This is a genomic window from Mycobacterium sp. NTMscope_Eco_3, assembly GCF_976985685.1.
The window spans coordinates 4,804,724-4,822,533 of record NZ_CDRJYZ010000001.1 but is presented as its reverse complement, the minus strand read 5'-3'; the positions used below and the strand labels follow the sequence as shown (position 1 = coordinate 4,822,533).

16 protein-coding genes, 1 pseudogene and 1 riboswitch are annotated in these 17,810 nt (G+C 69.2%); of the genes and pseudogenes, 9 read left to right on the top strand and 8 right to left on the bottom strand.

Translation table 11 applies throughout. The features are described from left to right. Window positions 1–152: 152 nt before the first annotated feature. Window positions 153–902: an MBL fold metallo-hydrolase gene (locus tag AC0KTM_RS22355; RefSeq protein ID WP_472416689.1), complete on the bottom strand. Its 750-nt coding sequence runs from the start codon at window positions 900–902 to the stop codon at window positions 153–155. Between the two features lie 153 nt (window positions 903–1,055). Here AC0KTM_RS22355 and fgd point away from each other — a divergent pair, with 153 nt between their 5' ends. From fgd to AC0KTM_RS22340, 3 genes are read left to right on the top strand one after another with little or no spacing between them, the layout of a single operon-like run. Further along, window positions 1,056–2,066, top strand: a complete 1,011-nt coding sequence (gene fgd / locus AC0KTM_RS22350; RefSeq protein WP_225328239.1) for a glucose-6-phosphate dehydrogenase (coenzyme-F420) — start codon at window positions 1,056–1,058, stop codon at window positions 2,064–2,066. Between the two features lie 11 nt (window positions 2,067–2,077). Continuing rightward, complete coding sequence (pta, locus tag AC0KTM_RS22345; RefSeq protein ID WP_225328238.1) at window positions 2,078–4,237, top strand: phosphate acetyltransferase; 2,160 nt, start codon at window positions 2,078–2,080, stop codon at window positions 4,235–4,237. Beyond that, window positions 4,227–5,387, top strand: a complete 1,161-nt coding sequence (locus tag AC0KTM_RS22340; protein ID WP_472416687.1) for an acetate kinase — start codon at window positions 4,227–4,229, stop codon at window positions 5,385–5,387. The genes pta and AC0KTM_RS22340 overlap by 11 nt, the downstream gene beginning before the upstream one ends. On the opposite strand, the gene AC0KTM_RS22335 is transcribed toward AC0KTM_RS22340, so the two are convergent. Next, window positions 5,376–6,560 carry a DUF1501 domain-containing protein gene (locus AC0KTM_RS22335; RefSeq protein ID WP_238956973.1) on the bottom strand — a complete coding sequence of 395 codons (1,185 nt, stop codon included), beginning with the start codon at window positions 6,558–6,560 and terminating at the stop codon, window positions 5,376–5,378. The two genes, AC0KTM_RS22340 and AC0KTM_RS22335, sit on opposite strands and share 12 nt — an antisense overlap. Window positions 6,561–6,573: 13 nt before the next feature. Then, on the bottom strand, window positions 6,574–7,890 hold the full coding sequence (locus AC0KTM_RS22330) for a DUF1800 domain-containing protein (RefSeq protein WP_238956972.1): 1,317 nt from the start codon (window positions 7,888–7,890) through the stop codon (window positions 6,574–6,576). 104 nt (window positions 7,891–7,994) lie between these two features. Here AC0KTM_RS22330 and AC0KTM_RS22325 point away from each other — a divergent pair. Then, a pseudogene (locus tag AC0KTM_RS22325) lies at window positions 7,995–8,135 on the top strand (hypothetical protein); the annotation flags it as partial. Window positions 8,136–8,245: 110 nt separating this feature from the next. Here the strand turns inward: AC0KTM_RS22325 and AC0KTM_RS22320 are convergent. Genes AC0KTM_RS22320 through glnX form a run of 3 tightly spaced genes read right to left on the bottom strand, consistent with a single transcriptional unit; the run spans window position 8,246 to window position 12,839 of the window. Beyond that, a complete protein-coding gene (locus AC0KTM_RS22320; protein WP_238956971.1) occupies window positions 8,246–10,534 on the bottom strand; it encodes a serine/threonine-protein kinase PknG in 2,289 nt (762 codons plus the stop codon). Then, the gene (locus tag AC0KTM_RS22315; protein ID WP_225328232.1) at window positions 10,534–11,520 is read right to left on the bottom strand and encodes a glutamate ABC transporter substrate-binding protein; all 987 of its coding nucleotides are present in this window, start codon (window positions 11,518–11,520) and stop codon (window positions 10,534–10,536) included. The genes AC0KTM_RS22320 and AC0KTM_RS22315 overlap by 1 nt, the downstream gene beginning before the upstream one ends. Then, window positions 11,520–12,839, bottom strand: a complete 1,320-nt coding sequence (glnX, locus tag AC0KTM_RS22310) for a protein kinase G-activating protein GlnX (protein ID WP_225328231.1) — start codon at window positions 12,837–12,839, stop codon at window positions 11,520–11,522. The genes AC0KTM_RS22315 and glnX overlap by 1 nt, the downstream gene beginning before the upstream one ends. Before the next feature lie 153 nt (window positions 12,840–12,992). Between glnX and AC0KTM_RS22305 the strand changes: the two genes are divergently transcribed. Further along, window positions 12,993–13,625 carry an NUDIX hydrolase gene (locus tag AC0KTM_RS22305; RefSeq protein WP_472416685.1) on the top strand — a complete coding sequence of 211 codons (633 nt, stop codon included), beginning with the start codon at window positions 12,993–12,995 and terminating at the stop codon, window positions 13,623–13,625. Here AC0KTM_RS22305 and thiE read toward each other — a convergent pair. After that, the gene (gene thiE, locus AC0KTM_RS22300; protein WP_425326362.1) at window positions 13,597–14,268 is read right to left on the bottom strand and encodes a thiamine phosphate synthase; all 672 of its coding nucleotides are present in this window, start codon (window positions 14,266–14,268) and stop codon (window positions 13,597–13,599) included. The two genes, AC0KTM_RS22305 and thiE, sit on opposite strands and share 29 nt — an antisense overlap. Before the next feature lie 48 nt (window positions 14,269–14,316). Next, window positions 14,317–14,435, top strand: a riboswitch (TPP riboswitch). A gap of 1 nt (window position 14,436) precedes the next feature. On the opposite strand from thiE, the gene thiO reads away from it, so the two are divergent. Genes thiO through AC0KTM_RS22280 form a run of 4 tightly spaced genes read left to right on the top strand, consistent with a single transcriptional unit; the run spans window position 14,437 to window position 17,281 of the window. Further along, the gene (thiO, locus tag AC0KTM_RS22295) at window positions 14,437–15,459 is read left to right on the top strand and encodes a glycine oxidase ThiO (RefSeq protein ID WP_238957402.1); all 1,023 of its coding nucleotides are present in this window, start codon (window positions 14,437–14,439) and stop codon (window positions 15,457–15,459) included. Between the two features lie 50 nt (window positions 15,460–15,509). After that, a complete protein-coding gene (thiS, locus tag AC0KTM_RS22290; protein ID WP_225328228.1) occupies window positions 15,510–15,719 on the top strand; it encodes a sulfur carrier protein ThiS in 210 nt (69 codons plus the stop codon). Further along, a complete protein-coding gene (thiG, locus tag AC0KTM_RS22285) occupies window positions 15,712–16,503 on the top strand; it encodes a thiazole synthase (RefSeq protein WP_472416683.1) in 792 nt (263 codons plus the stop codon). The genes thiS and thiG overlap by 8 nt, the downstream gene beginning before the upstream one ends. A gap of 10 nt (window positions 16,504–16,513) precedes the next feature. Continuing rightward, entirely contained in the window at window positions 16,514–17,281 is a 768-nt protein-coding gene (locus AC0KTM_RS22280; RefSeq protein WP_238956967.1) for an SGNH/GDSL hydrolase family protein, read from the top strand. 3 nt (window positions 17,282–17,284) lie between these two features. Here the strand turns inward: AC0KTM_RS22280 and AC0KTM_RS22275 are convergent, their stop codons facing one another. After that, window positions 17,285–17,806: a serine/threonine protein kinase gene (locus AC0KTM_RS22275; protein ID WP_225328225.1), complete on the bottom strand. Its 522-nt coding sequence runs from the start codon at window positions 17,804–17,806 to the stop codon at window positions 17,285–17,287. Window positions 17,807–17,810 lie beyond the last annotated feature (4 nt).

Below are 17,810 nucleotides of genomic sequence, written 5' to 3'. Positions count from 1 at the left end.
GAGCTATCGAGTTAGCAACCGTCACAACGGATCTCAGGGCATAGGGGGCTTTCAATTTTGATAGCGCATGCGCTAGCGCGTTTGGGGTTCACACATCGGATCCCGTGACGGGACCAGTGGGGTTGGTGTGGCGATGATCTGGCCCGAGGTCATCATCCGCCGGCCAGCGAGATGGCCCGAGCCGTCGCCTCGCGAATCGGCCCGCGCCACACGTCGCCGTGCCCCGGCAGCAACACCTCGGTGTCGAGCAGGGCCAACGCATCCAGGCTGCGCAGCGAATTCTGCTGGCTGTGGCTGAACACCTCCGGCAACAGCTGCGGCCCGTCGTGCTTGAGCAGGGGGTGGCCGGTGATCAGCGCGTCGCCGCTGACCAGCACGCCGTCGACCACATACGAGCAATGCCCGCTGGTGTGCCCCGGGGTGAAAACGGCCATCGGATGGCCCGGCAGCCCGGCGGCCACGTCGCCGGTCAGCGGCCGGGTCGACGGGATGCCGTCGCGGATCAGGCCGCCGTTGCGCACCACGTGCAGCCCCCACGCGGCCCAGCGGGGCCGCCAAATACGCAGGGCCACATCGAAAACCGAGGCCTGCTCCAGGTATTCGCGCTTGGCGTGACCCACCTCTTCGGCGTGGCAATACACGTCGGTGCCGTAGTCGTTGGCGAACCAGATCGCCGACCCCAGGTGGTCGATGTGGGCGTGGGTGAGCAGGATGGCACGCACGTCGCCGGCGTCGTGGCCCAGCTCCCGCAGCGACGCCAGCACGTCGTGGCGGTCCCCGGGATAGCCGGCGTCGATCAGCATCACGCCGGTGCCGTCGGCGACGATCGTCCAGTTGACGGCCTCGCCCCGCGCGAGGTGCACCGTGTCGGTGACTTGAACAAGAGTTGGCGCCGGTCCCATGCCCGCGAGTGTAGAAGCGTCGTTGCCCCGAGCGATCGCGAGCGCGGCGTAGCCGGGCGCGGCGGGTCGCGACCGTCAGGCCCGAGCGATCGCGAGCGCGGCGTAGCCGGGCGCGGCGGGTCGCGACCATCTGCACAGGAGTAGAAAGAACGAGTGGCTGAACTGAAACTCGGATACAAAGCGTCCGCCGAACAATTTGCCCCGCGCGAGCTCGTCGAGCTTGCCGTCGCCGCCGAAGGTCACGGCATGGACAGCGCAACGGTCAGTGACCATTTCCAGCCGTGGCGGCACGAGGGCGGGCACGCGCCGTTCTCGCTGGCCTGGATGACCGCGGTCGGCGAACGCACCAAGCGGATCACGCTGGGCACTTCCGTGCTCACCCCGACCTTCCGCTACAACCCGGCCGTCATCGCGCAGGCCTTCGCCACCATGGCCTGCCTGTACCCGGACCGCATCTTTCTCGGGGTCGGCACCGGCGAGGCGCTGAACGAGATCGCCACCGGATACGAGGGTGACTGGCCGGAGTTCAAGGAGCGGTTCGCCCGGCTGCGCGAGTCGGTGCGGTTGATGCGCGAGCTGTGGTGCGGCGACCGCGTCGACTTCGACGGCGAGTACTACCGGCTCAAGGGCGCCTCGATCTACGACGTGCCCGAGGGCGGGGTCCCCATCTACGTCGCGGCCGGGGGCCCGGCGGTCGCCAAATACGCCGGACGGGCCGGCGACGGCTTCATCTGCACCTCCGGCAAGGGCGAGGAGCTGTACAAGGACAAGCTGATCCCTGCGGTCAAGGAGGGTGCGGCGATCAACGACCGCAACGTCGACGACATCGACAGGATGATCGAGATCAAGATCTCGTATGATCCCGATCCCGAACTGGCGCTGGAGAACACCCGATTCTGGGCGCCGCTGTCGCTGACCGCAGAGCAGAAGCACAGCATCGACGACCCGATCGAAATGGAGAAGGCCGCCGACGCGCTGCCGATCGAGCAGGTCGCCAAGCGCTGGATCGTGGCCTCGGATCCCGACGAGGCGGTCGAAAAGGTCGGCCAGTACGTGAAGTGGGGCCTCAACCACCTGGTGTTCCACGCCCCCGGTCACGACCAGCGCCGGTTCCTGGACCTCTTCGAGAAGGACCTGGCGCCGCGGCTGCGGCGGCTGGCCTGAGGGGCGGGCGAGTGGTCTCGGGCGCCGCAACGGCAATCTACATCGCCGCGCCCGAGCCGGAGACCGGAAAGTCGACGATCGCGCTGGGGCTGCTGCACCGGCTGACCGCGACGGTCGCGAAAGTCGGTGTGTTCCGGCCCATTACACGCTCCGACAGCGGCGATCGCCAGCCCGGCGAAGCCGGGCGCAGCGGGTCGCCGCAGGCCGTGGAAGATCGGGATTACATCCTGGAACTGCTGCTGTCGCGCACCACGGCGGGCCTGTCCTACGAGCAGTGCGTCGGCGTCACGTACCAGCAGCTGCACGCGGACGGTGACGCGGCGATCGCCGCCATCGTCGACGCCTACCACGCCGTCGCCGAGCAGTGCGACGTGGTGGTGATCGTCGGCAGCGATTATTCCGAACTGGGACAGGCGATCCGGCCCGCGGAGCTGTCCACCAACGCGCGCATCGCGGTCAACCTCGGCGCGCCGCTGCTGCTGACGGTCAGCGGCAAGGGTCGGAGCGCCGGTGAGGTGGCCGACGTCGTCAAGGTCTGCCTGGCCGAGCTCGACGCCCAGCACGCGCACACCGCGGCGGTGGTGGCCAACCGCTGCGAACCGGCCGAGTTGGACGCCATCCGAAAGAGATTGGACGAGGCGCTGCGCCCGTCGTCCCTGCGCAGCTATGTGCTGCCCGACGAACCGCTGCTGTCGGCGCCGACGGTGGCCGAACTTCAGAGCGCGGTGAGCGGGACGCCGGTCAGCGGCGAAGAGTCGCTGCGGGAGCGCGAGGTCACCGAGGTGATGGTCGCCGGGATGACCGCCGACCACGTCCTGGAACGGCTGCGCGACGGCATGGCGGTCATCACCCCCGGCGACCGCTCCGACGTGGTGCTCGCCGTCGCCAGCGCGCATGCCGCGGAGGGCTTTCCGTCCCTGTCGTGCATCGTCCTCAACGGCGGTTTCGAGTTGCACCCGTCCATCGCGGCCCTGGTCGCCGGGCTGCGACTGCGGCTGCCCATCGTCGCCACGAGGCTGGGCACCTACGACACCGCCAGCGCGGCGGCCTCCGCCCGGGGCAGGGTCACGGCGACGTCGCAGCGCAAGATCGACACCGCGCTCGAGTTGATGGACGGCCACGTCGACATCACCGATCTGCTGGCGCAGCTTGCCATTCCGATCCCCACGGTGACCACCCCGCAGATGTTCATCCATCAGCTGACGCTGCAGGCGCGTTCGGATCGCAAGCACATCGTGCTGCCCGAAGGCGACGACGACCGTATCCTGCGGTCCGCCGGGCGGGTGCTGCAGCGCCGCGTCGCCGACGTGACCATCCTGGGCGACGAGGCCCAAATCCGCCAGCGCTCGGGCGAACTCGGGGTGGATCTGGCCGACGTAACGGTGATCGATCCGCGTGCCAGCCAGTTGCGTGACGAGTTCGCCAACCAGTACGCGCAGTTGCGCAAGGCGAAGGGCGTCACCGTCGAACAGGCCCGCGAGATCATGCGCGACACGACGTATTTCGGCACCATGATGGTGCACAACGGCATGGTCGACGGCATGGTGTCCGGTGCCGCGCACACCACCGCGCACACGGTGCGACCCGCATTCGAGATCATCAAGACCGTCCCGGACGTCTCCACGGTGTCCAGCATCTTCTTGATGTGCCTGCCCGATCGTGTCCTGGCCTACGGCGACTGCGCGATCATCCCCAACCCGACGCCGGAGCAGCTGGCCGACATCGCGATCTCGTCGGCGCGCACCGCCGCGCAGTTCGGCATCGAGCCCCGGGTTGCGATGCTGTCCTACTCGACCGGTGACTCCGGCACCGGGGCCGACGTCGACAAGGTCAGGGCGGCAACACAATTGGTGCGAGAGCGGAATCCCGGCCTGCCGGTCGAGGGCCCCATCCAGTACGACGCTGCGATCGAACCGTCGGTCGCGGCCACCAAACTGCGCGACTCGCCCGTGGCCGGGCGCGCCACGGTGCTGATCTTCCCCGACCTCAACACCGGTAACAACACCTACAAGGCGGTGCAGCGCAGCGCCGGCGCGCTGGCCATCGGCCCCGTGTTGCAGGGCCTGCGCAAGCCGGTGAACGACCTGTCGCGGGGCGCTCTGGTGGAAGACATCGTGAACACCGTTGCCATCACCGCGATTCAGGCGCAGGGCGGCCCCCATGGGAAGTAGCAGCGCGCGCCTCGTGCTGGTGATCAACTCCGGCTCGTCGTCTCTGAAGTTTCAACTGGTCGATCCCGATTCGGGCGCTGCCCGCTCGACCGGCCTCGTGGAGCGCATCGGAGAGGCGGGGTCGCCGGTTCCCGACCACGACGCCGCGCTGCGCCGCGCGTTCGACACGCTGGCCGACGACGGCATCGACCTGAAGACATCCGGCGTCGTCGCGGTGGGCCATCGAGTAGTGCACGGCGGCAACGCCTTCTACGAGCCGACGCCGCTCGACGACGCGGTGATCGCGAGGCTCAAGGATCTGTCGGACCTGGCGCCGCTGCACAATCCGTCCGCGCTCACGGGAATCGAGGTCGCGCGAAAGTTGCTGCCCGACATACCGCACATCGCGGTCTTCGACACCGGCTTCTTCCACGACCTGCCGCCCGCGGCGGCGACCTACGCCATCGACCGCGAACTGGCGCAGCGGTATCAGATCCGCCGGTACGGGTTCCACGGCACCTCGCACCGCTACGTCAGCGAGCAGGCCGCCGCCTTCCTGGACCGATCGGTCGGCGACCTGAAACAGATTGTGCTGCATCTGGGTAACGGCTGCTCGGCGTCGGCGATCGCCGGCACCCGGCCGCTCGACACCTCGATGGGTCTCACCCCGCTGGAGGGGCTGGTGATGGGCACCCGCAGTGGCGACATCGATCCCAGCGTCGTCAGCTACCTGTGCCACACGGCGCAGTTGGGCGTCGACGACATCGAGACGATGCTCAACCAGCGGTCCGGGGTGTGGGGTCTGTCCGGCGAGCGTGACTTTCGCCGGTTGCGGGCAATGATCGAATCCCGCGACGAGTCAGCGCAATTGGCGTATAGCGTGTTCACGCACCGGCTGCGCAAATACGTCGGCGCCTACCTGGCGGTGCTGGGGCACACCGATGTCATCAGCTTCACCGCCGGGATCGGCGAGAACGACGCGGCCGTGCGGCGGGACGCGGTCGCGGGCATGGAGGAGCTGGGCATCGTGCTCGACGAGCGGCGGAACCTCGGCGGGGGCAAGGGTGCACGACAGATCTCCGCCGACGATTCACCGATCACCGTGCTGGTGATCCCGACCAACGAGGAGCTGGCCATCGCCCGCGACTGCGTGAACGTGCTAGACGGATAAGAATCCCAGGCTCTTTCGTCCCGTGCCGACCGAGGGTGTGGGATCGGTTTTGACGGTTTGCGCCAGCAGCTCGAAGTAGATGTCACGAAAATCGGTGGTGTACTTCAGGTCTCCGTTGTCGAGGTCGGTGAGGCTGGGCTCCTCGCCGTAGAAGCCGCCCTTCACGGGCGCACCCGCGATGAAAACGGGCCCCGCCGTACCGTGATCGGTGCCTTGGGACGCATTGGCACGCACTCGACGCCCGAACTCCGAATACGCCATCAGGACCACGTCTCGTCCGGCCATCTCCTGAATGAACGCGGCCACCGCCTCGTCGAATGTCTGCAGTAACCGTTGCTGGGTCCCACGTTCGCCGGCATGGGTGTCGAAGCCGCCCAACTGCACCGTATACACCCGCGTCGGGACGCGGGCCTTGATGGCCTGGGCAACCATGCTCAGCTGAGTGGCCAGTGAATTGCGTTCCGTGATAGCAGGTTTGACCGACGCGAAGGTTGTGTTGGCGGTGTGCGCCGCACGGTAGGCCTTGCACACCGCGGCCATCGCGGGAGTGTCATCGGGGTCGTCGTTACCCAGCGCGGTCATGATCCCGTCGAATCTCTCCGCCTCGGCCGGCGCCCCGTTCGGCGAAAGCGCTGCCGCTGTGCACTTTGCGCCGATGGCCAGTGGTGGCAGGACCGCCCCGATGTTGACCGCACGCAACGGGTCATCGCCGGTGGCGTCGAGCCAGCGGCCGATCCAGCCGGTCGAAACCGGCTCGGCGGGTGACGCCGTCTGCCAGATGTCCATGGAGCGAAAGTGGCTGTGGTCGGGCTTCGGGTAGCCGGCGCCGCGCACAACGGCGAGGTGCCGCTGGTTCCACAGACCGGCCATGTTCTTCAGAGCCGGATTGAGGCCCAGCTGCGCGTCGAGGTGCAAGACATCGCCGGGGGAATAGGCGAGTTCGGGACGGGCGTCGTGGTAGGCGTTGTCCGCGTAGGGGATCAGGGTGTTGATCCCGTCGTTGCCGCCGTAGAGCGTGGCGATCACCAGGACGCCGCTTCCTTCGGCCAGCGGCCGGTCGGAGGCGGCGCGCATCAGGTCGGGCCAACTGACCGCCACCGTTCCCGACAGCAACCCCGCCGCCCCCACACCCGCGCTGGCGATCAGGAATCTGCGACGGTTCATCTCGGCCATGGCTGCTGATCCCCTACGACGTCAAGTATTCGGGAGTGTTGACGGCGGCCGCGACCAACTGCGGCGGTTGGCGCACCAGCGGTCGCAGCGCCTGGGCGGTGCGGTCCGACCAGGCGCCGACGCCGATCAGGTAGCCGACCGCATCGATGCGGTCACCGGCGGGGGTTCCCTCGACGCTTGAGAGGTCGCCGGCGTGTGCCAGCTCTGCCGCCGCGCGCAGCCTGGCCCCAGCACTGGCGGTGGAAAGCCACACCTGGCCGCTGGGCCAGCCGCCGACGCTGGGCGGGTAGAACGGTCGTTGACCCAGCGTACGCAACGTCGCGTCGATCATCTTGAGACGCTTGGGATTGTCGACCGGCACGCGCAGCGCCCGGATCACGCCGATGAGCCACTCGGTAGGGGTATTGACGACCGCGGCACGGCTGCCGGTGAACGCGGTGTCGGTCAGGATCGCGCGGGTCAGCGCGCGCAGGTCGCGGTTGGGGCCGTAGGCGCCGACCAGCCGGTCGAGCACCTGGCGTGGCGCTGGATCGTCGGACGCCAATTGCTGCCACAGACGTCCCGCGATGTATTCCGCCGATCTGGGTTGCGCCAGCACAATGTCGCAGAACCCGGCGGCGTCGAAGTTGCGGGTTTGCCCGAACAGCGTCTTGGCGGTCCCGTCATGACGTTTGGGGACCATCGAGGTGTCACCCCCGACGCCGATCACCCATCCCGTCAGGGCCCGCGCGCCGTTGCGCACGTCGCTTTCGGTGTAGCCGTTGCCGTGTCCCAACGCGAACAGCTCCATGAATTCGCGGGCAAGGTTTTCGTTGGGTGCCCCGGCGGTGCTGCTTTGTGCGTCGAGCCAGCGCAGCATCGCGGCGTCGGTCAGCATCCCGTAGGCCAGGGTGCGGAAATCGCCCAACGATCCGGTGCGCAATTTGTGATTCTGCGCGGCCATGTATGCCGCTACCCGCACCTTCTGCGCCGAGGTGGCGAAGTGGTTGTGCCACAGCAGGGTTAGCTTCTCGTGGAGCGGCTGTCGCACGGCGACCATGCGCCGCACCCACCAATTCGACAGCACGCCCAGCTGTTCCGACACCTGCTGGTTGTACTGCTTGTGGGCGGCCGGGGTGGCGCGCTTACCGGGCGGGCTGGGCGTCGGCAGGCTGGGCATCGGGGTGGCAACCGCGCCGGGGTCGACGTCGGGATCGGCGCCCAGCAGCGCGTCCACGTAGCCGGACCAGTCCCGCGCTACGGCCGCGTCGACCTCGGGCCCTGTCACCCCGAACCCGGCCCGGCGCAGCATGCGGGCCGTACTGACCCACGCCGTGGACTGGCCTGCCATGTGTCAACTGTGCGGCATATACCTATGTTCTCGCTGTGAATCCGGGCTGTGAATAGCCGAGCGCATGGCTCGCGGTCGACGTGTGATGGTGCGCGGCATGAGGAGACATTCAGCGCATGGAGATGCTCGAGGAGAGGGGCTGGGTCGTCGTCCGCGTCGTCGCGGAGGACCGCCCGGCCAGTATCATCCGCCGGGTGCGAGAGGCGCTGGCGAAATCGACTGTGAATCTTGGGCTTTGCGTGTGAGCCCACGGCGAGGTTTGTCGGCGTGTCGTCGCCCAGTGTTCACGCCGAAAGCCCAGGTTTCACACTCAACGCCCAGGTTTCACTCTCGACACCGTAAGGCGTGCAACAGCTCAGAACGTGCTGGTCGGCCGCACCCGGTTGGCCATGTCGACCAGCTCGTAGCGGTGCCGCTGCGTGGGTGCGACGCGGGCCAGATTGCGCAGCGCCGCCTCGACGCCCAGCCGCAGCCCGTGCTCGGTGAACGGGAAGCCCAGGATGTGATTGGTGCTGGCCTTGTTGTCCTCCAGCCAGTCCATCGCGCAGCCCAGCACCAGCGCGCGGATCTGCAGCACGCGGGGCTCGGTGGGCGGCAGCGCCTCCACCCGCCGCGCCGCGTCCCTAATGTCCTCTTCGGTGATCTCGCTCTTGGTCCGGCCGGACAACAGCGTCACCGCGCTGGTCAGGCGCGCGGTGGTGAAGTGGCGCGACGTGGCCGGCACCTCGTCCAGCGTGCGCACCGCGGCGGCCCGATCACCTTGGGCGGACAGCGATCTGGCCAACCCGAACGCCGCCGAGATCACGCCGTCGTTGGTCTTCCACACCGTCTCGTAGTACTTGTGCTCGTCGGCGTCGCCGGCCAACTCGGCGGTGGCGGCCAACGCCAGCTTGGGCGCCAGCTCGCCCGGGAAGGTATCCAGTACCTCGGTGAAATGCGTTGTGGACGAATCGTAATCGCCGGTGAGCAACTCGGCGACGGCCTTGTACCACACCAGCCGCCATTGCCAGCCGACCCGCGCGGCCAGGTCGTCGAGCTTGCGGGTGGCCTTGGCGACGTCGCCGAGATCCAGCAGCGCGCGCACCTCCATCATCGGCAGCTCGACCGACTCGGACAGCTCGGCACCGTCGGCGTCCAGGGTCCCGTGCCGGGCCGCGCGCAACGAGTCCAGAGTCTGCACCGGCTGCGACAACACCGTCGCCTGTAGCACCGATGCGGCGACGTCGGCCGGATCGACCAGCGGCACTTGCAGCGCGGTGACGATTTCGCGGGCCGTCAGCTTCTCCGAATGGACCTGCCCGTCCAGGTAGACGTCGGTGTGCGCGACCAGCAGGTCCACCCCGAACGTCGAGCGGCTGGGCGAAAAGATCGTCGACAGGCCGGGCCGGGGCACCCCGCTGTCGTGGGCGACGACTTCGCGCAGCACGCCGATCAACTGCGCGGACATCTCCTCGGTGTTGGCGAACCGCCGGCGCGGGTCGGGATCGGTGGCGCGGCGCAGCAACCGGTGGAACGAGTCGTAGGTGCTCAGCACCGGGTCGTGCTCGGGCAGGCCGTCGACGTAGCGGCCGTTGCGGGTGCGCAGGTTGAGCGTGAGCGCCGCCAGCGTGCGCCCCACCGTGTAGATGTCGGTGGCGACCGTCGGGCCGGTCCGCACGATCTCCGGAGCCTGGAAACCCGGTGTGCCATAAAGGTATCCGAACGAATTGATCCGCGACACCGCGCCCAGGTCGATCAGCTTGAGCTGCTCCTCGGTGAGCATGATGTTCTCCGGCTTCAGGTCGTTGTAGACCAGGCCGATGGAGTGCAGATAGCTCAGCGCGGGCAGGATTTCCAGCAGGTAGGCGATGGCCTCGGCGACGGGAAGCTTCTCGCCCTTCCCGTGCTTGAGCGACTGCCCGCCGACGTACTCCATGACGATGTAGCCGACCGGATTGCCGTGCTGGTCCTTGTGTTCGACGAAGTTGAAGATCTGCACGATCTGCGGGTGGACGACCTCGGCCAGAAACTGCCGTTCGGCCATCGCGATCGCCTGCGCCTCCGCATCGCCGGAGTGGACCAGGCCTTTGAGCACGACCGGCCGGTCGTTGACGTTTTTGTCGACGGCCAGATACACCCAGCCCAGCCCGCCGTGCGCGATGCAACCCTTGACCTCGTACTGGCCGGCGACGATGTCCCCCGGATTGAGTTGCGGCAGAAACGAATACGGGCTGCCGCAGGCCGGGCACCAACCCTCCGACGTGCCCTTGCTCTTCTTGCTGGACCGGCCCACCGGCTTCCCGCAGTTCCAGCAGAAGCGCTTGGACTCGGGGACCACCGGGTTGGTCATCAGCGCTTCGCGCGGGTCGATGTCGCGTCCCCGTGGAATCTCGACGAGCCCACCGCCGAGCTGTCGGACCGCCGGCAGCGACCGCGTCGCCACCGTCATGCGGTCGCCGGTGTCGGTGTCCAGGGCGCCCAGCGAGATGTGCGGAAAGTCGTCGTCGTCATCGTCGAAGTCGGGCCGAAACAGCGCCTGCGTGGCCTGCAGCCGCCCCGTCGAGGCGCCGGTCTGGACGTCCGCCGGCTGGGTGCCGGGGTTCACGTCGTCCACGTCTCCAGAGCCGGGTTCCGGCTGCTCGGACTGCTTATCCGGCTCGGCCATCAGTCCAGATACCTCGGTGTGGGCGGGGCCGGCGCGGGGCCCAGCACGGTCAACCACTTGCGGTACAACGTGTTCCACGTGCCGTCGCGGCGGATCCTTTCCAGGGTCCCGTTGACGAACCGCACCAGGGGGGTGTTGTTCAGGTTGATGCCGATGCCGTAGGGCTGGGTGGCCATGTTGGGCCCGACGATGTGCAGGTAGGGGTCCTCTTCGACCAGCCCGGCCAGGATCGAGTCGTCGGTGCTGACGGCGTCGATCTCGCGCTGCTGCATCGCGACCAGGCAGTCGGCCCAGTTGACCACCGACACCACCACCGGCGGCGGGTCGATCTGCCGGATGCGATGCAGCGAGGTGGTGCCCTTGGCCACGCACACGCGTTTGCCGGACAGGTCGCTCACCTTGACGATCGACGAGTCGCGCGGGGTGAGGATGCGCTGGTTTGCGTCGAGGTAGACGGTGGAGAAGTTGACCAGCTTGCGCCGGTCGCAGGTGATCGTCATGGTCTTGACCACGATGTCGACCTCGCCGCGTTGCAGGGCGGTGACGCGCTCGTCCGACGACAGGATCCGGTACTCGACGTGGGACGGGGCGCCGAAGATGTCGCGGGCGATCTCGCCGGCCATGTCGACGTCGAAGCCGGTGATCTCGCCGGTGATCGGGTCGCGGAAGCTGAACAGGTTGCTGCCGATGTCGAGCCCGACGATCAGCCTGCCCCGCGCGCGGATGTCGGCGACGGCGGCGTCGGCCTCGGCCTTGGTGGGGAAGGGCCGCAGGCTGGCCGTCAGGTCGCAGTCCTGATGGGGGCCGTCGGGCGGCAGCGGTGGCTGCGGCGGCAGTTGCTCCATGCCGACCGGGGTGGGCGGCGGCAGCGTCGGGACGCTGGCCACGTGCAGCGATTCCGTATGCCCGCAGCCCGCCGCCGCGACCGCTACCGCCACCGTGGCGGCCACGGTGCGCGCCCGGCGCAGCAGAGGCAGGCGGGTCATTATCGATACTCTTTCAGCCGCGGCCACAGGCCCAGCGCCACCGCGATGGCCGCCCCGAGGCTGAGCACCACGCCGCCCACCTGGGCGCCGGACAGCCCGCTGCGCGCGTTGATCACGTCGTTGCGCAGGTGGATGCGGCCCTGGTCCATGGCCTTGACCAGCTCGTCTTCCAGTTTGTCGAAAGCCGGGGTGGAATCCTCCTCGCTGCTGCCCAGCGCGACCTGGGTGGCGGCGCGGTAGTTACCCACCGAGATGTACGAGGTGATCCGGTCGTTGGCCTGCCGCCAGCGCAGCAGCAACTGGTCGGCGCCTTCCAGGTCGGGTTTGTCTACGGCGTCGCTGCGGGACATGTACTGGTCGAGCTGGCGGTGCATCGAATCGATGCGCTGATAGAACGACTGCTTGCGCTTCTCTTCGTCCCCGCGGCGGATCAGCGACAGCGTCTCGTCGGCGCGCGCCTGCTGGGCGGTAATCGCGACGTTGGTGACGGTCTTGAGGGACTCCGCGGCGGTGTCCTTCGCGCTACGACTGGCCGTCGTAGAGATGGTTAGCGCAGTCCCGACCCATACCACCATGACGAGAATAGCGAGCGCGCCCACGACCAGGCCGGGGTTGATGCGGCGCCGGGTGCGCCGGGCCAGCCAGCGATGGGAGAACGCGCCGAAGACCACGGTGGCGCCGACGACCATGATCACCGGCGCCGGGATCTGGGTCGACGCGGTGGTTTCCACGTCCACCCGCTCCGAGGTGGCCCGGTAAAGCCGTGCCGCGTCGGGCAGGATCGTCGACTGCATCAGCCCCGATGCCTCCGACAGGTACGACGAGCCGACCGGGTTGCCCGCCCGGTTGTTGGTTCGCGCGATTTCGATCAGGCCGGTGTAGACGGCCAGCTGGGCGTTGATCCGGCCCAGGAGCTGCACCTGCGGCTCGTCGGTGAGCCCGCTGGACGCCCTGGTCACGGCCACGGCCGCGTCGGTGATGGCCTGCTCGTAGCGCTGCCGCACCGGCGGCGGTTCGGCTTCGGCGATGAACGCGGTGGCGGCCGCGGCGTCGGCCACCGACAGGGTGGTGTAGAGCCGGCCGGCGGCGAACGACAGCGGCTCGGTGTGGTTGAGCACCGTGGTGAGCACCTGTTGCCGGTGGTTGATGGTGGTCGAGGTGGCGAAGGCGCTGATCCCGCCGAGGGCCGCCAGGACGATGCCGATGGTCAGGATGCGGCCCGGCGTCGTCGAGATGAACCACCAGCGTGGGTGGGCTGGTTCGGCCGGTGACCGCGATCCCTGCGGCTCGGTCGACGGGTGCGCCAGCTCAACCGTCACGTCTGATCAGCCCTCATCTCTTGGCCACTGGATTTCGCTGCACGGACCTCTATAAGCGAAGTCTAAGAGCATGTTCGGGTGGATGGGTGGAGGCCGACGCAATTGCCGACGCGCCGAAGACCGCCGAGAACCAAGTCTGCCTATCCTTGATCCGTGCAGGGCGACGGCGACGGCTGGGTGATCTCGGAGCGCGGCGCCCATTATTGGGGCCGGTACGGCGCCGCCGGTCTGCTGCTGCGCGCCCCGCGGCCCGACGGCATGCCCGCGGTGCTGCTGCAACACCGCGCGGTGTGGAGCCATCAGGGCGGGACGTGGGGGTTGCCGGGCGGGGCCCGGGACAGCCACGAAACGCCCGAGCAGACGGCGGTCCGCGAAGCGAACGAGGAGGCCGGGCTGCTCGCCGAGCGGCTCAACGTGCGCGCGACGCTGGTCACCGCCGAGGTCGCCGGGATCGGCGGCACCCGATGGAGCTACACCACCGTCGTCGCCGACGCCGACGAGTTGCTGCACACCGTGCCCAACCGGGAGAGCGCGGAGATGCGCTGGGTCGCCGAGGACGAGGTGGCCGACCTGCCGCTGCACCCGGGCTTCGCGGCCAGCTGGCAACGGCTGCGCACCGCGCCGGCGCTGTTGCCGCTGGGCCACGGCGACGAACGCCGGCAGTATCTGCCCCGCACGATCGAGGTCGAGGACGGCGTCTTCTTGTGGTGCATGCCCGGTGACGCCGACCAAGCGCCGTCGCAGCTGAGCCGCCGGATCAGCTCGCTGCTGCCAGCGCCGAACTGAGCCGCCGCGCCGCCGCCCTCGGGTCGGGGGCCGCGGTGATCGCGCGCACCACCACGACGCGGCGGGCCCCGGAGTCGATCACCTCGGGCAGCCGCTGCGCGTCGATGCCGCCGATCGCGAACCACGGCTTGCCGGTCCCGAGCTCGGCGGCGGCGCGGACCAGTCCCAGGCCCGGGGCCTCGCGGTCCGGCTTGGTGGGCGTCGGCCAGCAGGGGCCGACGCAGAAGTAGTCCGCTTCGCTGGTTGCCGCCGCGGTCGCCTGCGCGACGCTGTGGCTGGACAGCCCGAGCAGCACGTCCGGCCCGACGATGTCGCGGGCGACGTCCAGCGGCAGGTCGCCCTGTCCGAGGTGCAGCACGTCGGCGCCGGCCGCGCGGGCGATGTCGGCGCGGTCGTTGACCGCGAACAGGGCGCCGTGCCTACGGGCGGCGTCGGCCAGGATCTGGCACGCGGCCAGCTCCTCGCGCGCCTCGAGCGGCCCGAACCGCTGCTCGCCGACGGATCCCTTGTCGCGCAGCTGGATGATGTCCACCCCGCCGGCCAGCGCGGCGTCGGCGAACTCGGCCAGATCGCCGCGCTCGCGGCGCGCGTCGGTGCACAGGTACAGCCGCGCGGTGGCCAGAGCGGAGGGTCGGCTATCCACGGGACGCTGCACACCGAGACGCTAGCGCGCTAGCGTGGAGCGCGAAGAACCACCAGACACGGGAGTCCCGGGAGCGGGGCTGAGAGTGGGCACAGCCGCGAGGACCTGCCCTTACCGTCACACCTGATCCGGATCATGCCGGCGAAGGGAGGCTCGACAATGACCGGGATGCCCTCCGGGCCACCGCTGGGGTCGCTGGCCGTCATCGGCGGCGGCGTCATCGGGCTGGCGGTGGCGCGCCGCGCCGCGCAGGCCGGCTGGTCGGTGCGGGTGCACCGCAGCGGGGAGCGGGGCGCATCCTGGGTTGCCGGCGGCATGCTGGCGCCGCACAGCGAAGGCTGGCCCGGTGAAGAGCGGTTGTTGCGGCTGGGCCTGGAATCCCTGCGGCTGTGGCGCGAGGGCGGTTTCCTCGACGGCCTGCCGGCGGGGGTGGTCACCGCTCGCGAGTCGCTGGTGGTGGCCGTCGACCGCGCCGACGCCGCCGACCTGCGCACGGTCGCGGACTGGTTGTCCGCGCAGGGGCATCCCGTGGTCTGGGAGTCGGCCGCCCGCGACGTGGAACCCCTACTGGCGCAGGGCATCCGGCACGGCTTTCGGGCGCCCACCGAGCTGGCCGTCGACAACCGGGCGGTGCTCGACGCGCTGGAGACGGAGTGCGAGCGTCTCGGGGTGCGGTGGGCGCCGCCGGTGCACGACCTGTCGGCGGTCGAGGCCGACGCGGTGGTGATCGCCAACGGCATCGACGCACCGGCGTTGTGGCCCGGGCTGCCGGTGCGCCCGGTCAAGGGCGAGGTGTTGCGGCTGCGGTGGAGGAAGGGCTGTATGCCGTTGCCGCGGCGGGTCATTCGCGCCCGCGTGCACGGGCGGCAGGTCTACCTGGTGCCGCGCGCGGACGGGGTCGTGGTCGGCGCCACCCAATACGAACACGGGCGCGACACCGCCCCGGTCGTCTCGGGGGTGCGTGACCTCCTCGACGACGCCTGCGCGGTGCTGCCGGCCCTGGGCGAATACGAGCTGGCCGAGTGCGGCGCCGGGCTGCGCCCGATGACACCCGACAATCTGCCGCTGGTGCATCGCCTGGACGCGCGCACGCTGGTCGCGGCGGGCCACGGCCGGTCGGGGTTCCTGCTGGCACCCTGGACGGCAGAACAGATCGTTTCCGAACTGGCCCCGGTAGCAGCGGCGCAATGATGGTCCGCGTTGCGACGATGCAGAGCGAAGCGATGAGGAGGAGCGGCGCAATGATCGTACTGGTCAACGAGAAAGAGGTCGACGTCGACCCGCACACCACGGTGTCCGCGCTGCTCGACTCCCTGGGCTTCGGCGAGCGCGGCATCGCCGTGGCGATGGACGACGCCGTGCTGCCGCGATCGCGCTGGGCGACAGAGCTTTCGGAGCTTCCCGGCGCTCCCGTGCGGCTCGAGGTGGTGACGGCGGTGCAAGGTGGCTGACTCGAAACTGACGATCGCGGACCGCAGCTTCGCCTCGCGGCTCATCATGGGGACCGGGGGAGCGAGCAACCTGGCGGTGCTGGAAGAGGCGCTGGTCGCGTCGGGTACGGAACTGACCACCGTCGCGATCCGCCGGGTGGACGCCGAGGGTGGCACCGGATTGCTCGATCTGCTCAACCGGCTGGGCATCACGCCGCTGCCCAACACCGCGGGATGCCGCGGCGCCGCCGAGGCGGTGCTCAGCGCGCAGCTGGCGCGCGAGGCGTTGAACACCAACTGGATCAAGCTCGAAGTGATCGCCGACGAGCGCACCCTGCTGCCCGATGCGATCGAATTGGTGCGGGCCGCAGAGCAATTGGTCGACGACGGGTTCGTCGTCCTGCCCTACACCAACGATGACCCGGTGCTGGCGCGCCGGCTCGAGGACGCCGGATGCGCGGCGGTCATGCCGCTGGGCTCGCCGATCGGGACCGGGCTGGGCATCACCAATCCGCACAACATCGAGATGATCGTCGTCGGGGCCCATGTTCCGGTGGTGCTCGACGCCGGCATCGGCACCGCCAGCGACGCCGCGCTGGCCATGGAATTGGGTTGCGACGCCGTGCTGTTGGCTTCCGCGGTGACCCGCGCCGCCGATCCCGCCGCGATGGCCGCCGCGATGTCGGCCGCCGTCACCGCCGGCTATCTGGCCCGGCGGGCCGGGCGGATCCCGAAGCGGTTCTGGGCGCAGGCCTCGAGCCCTGGCACGGCGACGATGCGGGCCGCTGAGGAGCCGCGCAATTGAGCCTGAGCCGATGAAACGCTATGTCGCGCTGGGCAGTTCGATGGCTGCCGGTCCGGGCATCCGGCCGCGCGCCGCGCGAGCCCCGCGGTGGTCGGGCCGCTCCGCGCGCAACTATGCGCACCTGATCGCCGGGCGATACGACTACGACCTGGTCGACGTGACCTTCTCCGGTGCGACCACCGCGAACGTCCTCGCCGAGCGTCAACGCGGCGCGCCGCCGCAAATCGACGCGCTGGACGGCTCGGAGAGTCTGGTCACCGTCACCATCGGCGGCAACGACGTCGGCTACGTACCGCTGTTGATGGCGGCCTCGCTGCCGCGCCCGCTGCGTCGCGTGCCGCTGCTGGGCGACCGCATCCGCGAACTGCTCGACACCGACGCGCGAAATCAGGCCCTTGACGCGGTGTTCGAATCGCTGTGTGCTGTCGGCCGCGCGGTGCGTCAGCGATCCGCCGGCGCGCGGATCTTTTTCGTCGACTACCTGACGATGCTGCCGCCCGCGGGCGCGCCGGCTCCACCGTTGTCGCCCGCCGACGCCGACCTGGGCCGGCACGTCGCCGACACGCTGGAAAGGATGACGGCCGACGCCGCCGCGGCGACCGGCTGCGGAATCATCCACGCCGCCGCGGCCAGCCGCGAGCACCACGCCTGGTCGGCAGAGCCCTGGACGACGCTGCCGGCGCGTTACGGTGTTCCGCTACCGGGTCGCCCCGCACCGTTGCACCCGAACCCCGCCGGGATGTGCGCGGTAGCGGATTTGATTGCGGCTCAACTGTAAACGTCAGCCGTTCGTGCGCCACCACTGGTAGAGCGCGTTGACGTCGGCGTTGGCCGCGGTCAGGTGACCCAGCACGTTCTTGGCGTCGGTGGTCCAGGTCAACGTCGCGTAGTTCTTGTAAGTGCCGCAGGCGATCTGGCCGCCGGTCTGGCCGTTCTGCTTCCACGTTCCCGGTGACTGCCCGGCGTCCCCGCACGCGGCCAGGGACACGTCCTTGATGGTGGAACTGAAGGCCGAGCCCAGGTTCGTGCTGTTGGAGAACAGCGCGTAGACACCGGAACCGGGACCGCCCGCGTCGGGGCTCTGCCCGCACAGGAGTTCGGCGAGTTCACCGGTTTCGGTGAGCTCTTGCGGCTTGCAGTTGTTCAGGCCGTAGCCCTTCGACAGCGAAGCGGCCAGCGTGTTCATGTCCGTCGCGCTACCGGTATTGGGTTCGGCGACCGCGGTGGCGCTGCCTGCGAGAACCAAACCGCCTGTGAAAGCTGCGGCCGACATAGCTCGCAGCGCGGTGATCAGATGTGACATGTTG

Coding starts and splice junctions, on each gene's coding strand:
- AC0KTM_RS22355 (WP_472416689.1), bottom strand. CDS start 902: ATGGGACCGGCGCCAACTCTTGTTCAAGTCACCGACACGGTGCACCTC.
- AC0KTM_RS22340 (WP_472416687.1), top strand. CDS start 4,227: ATGGGAAGTAGCAGCGCGCGCCTCGTGCTGGTGATCAACTCCGGCTCG.
- AC0KTM_RS22335 (WP_238956973.1), bottom strand. CDS start 6,560: ATGGCCGAGATGAACCGTCGCAGATTCCTGATCGCCAGCGCGGGTGTG.
- AC0KTM_RS22330 (WP_238956972.1), bottom strand. CDS start 7,890: ATGGCAGGCCAGTCCACGGCGTGGGTCAGTACGGCCCGCATGCTGCGC.
- AC0KTM_RS22320 (WP_238956971.1), bottom strand. CDS start 10,534: ATGGCCGAGCCGGATAAGCAGTCCGAGCAGCCGGAACCCGGCTCTGGA.
- AC0KTM_RS22315 (WP_225328232.1), bottom strand. CDS start 11,520: ATGACCCGCCTGCCTCTGCTGCGCCGGGCGCGCACCGTGGCCGCCACG.
- thiO (WP_238957402.1), top strand. CDS start 14,437: ATGCCCTCCGGGCCACCGCTGGGGTCGCTGGCCGTCATCGGCGGCGGC.
- thiS (WP_225328228.1), top strand. CDS start 15,510: ATGATCGTACTGGTCAACGAGAAAGAGGTCGACGTCGACCCGCACACC.
- AC0KTM_RS22280 (WP_238956967.1), top strand. CDS start 16,514: ATGAAACGCTATGTCGCGCTGGGCAGTTCGATGGCTGCCGGTCCGGGC.
- AC0KTM_RS22275 (WP_225328225.1), bottom strand. CDS start 17,806: ATGTCACATCTGATCACCGCGCTGCGAGCTATGTCGGCCGCAGCTTTC.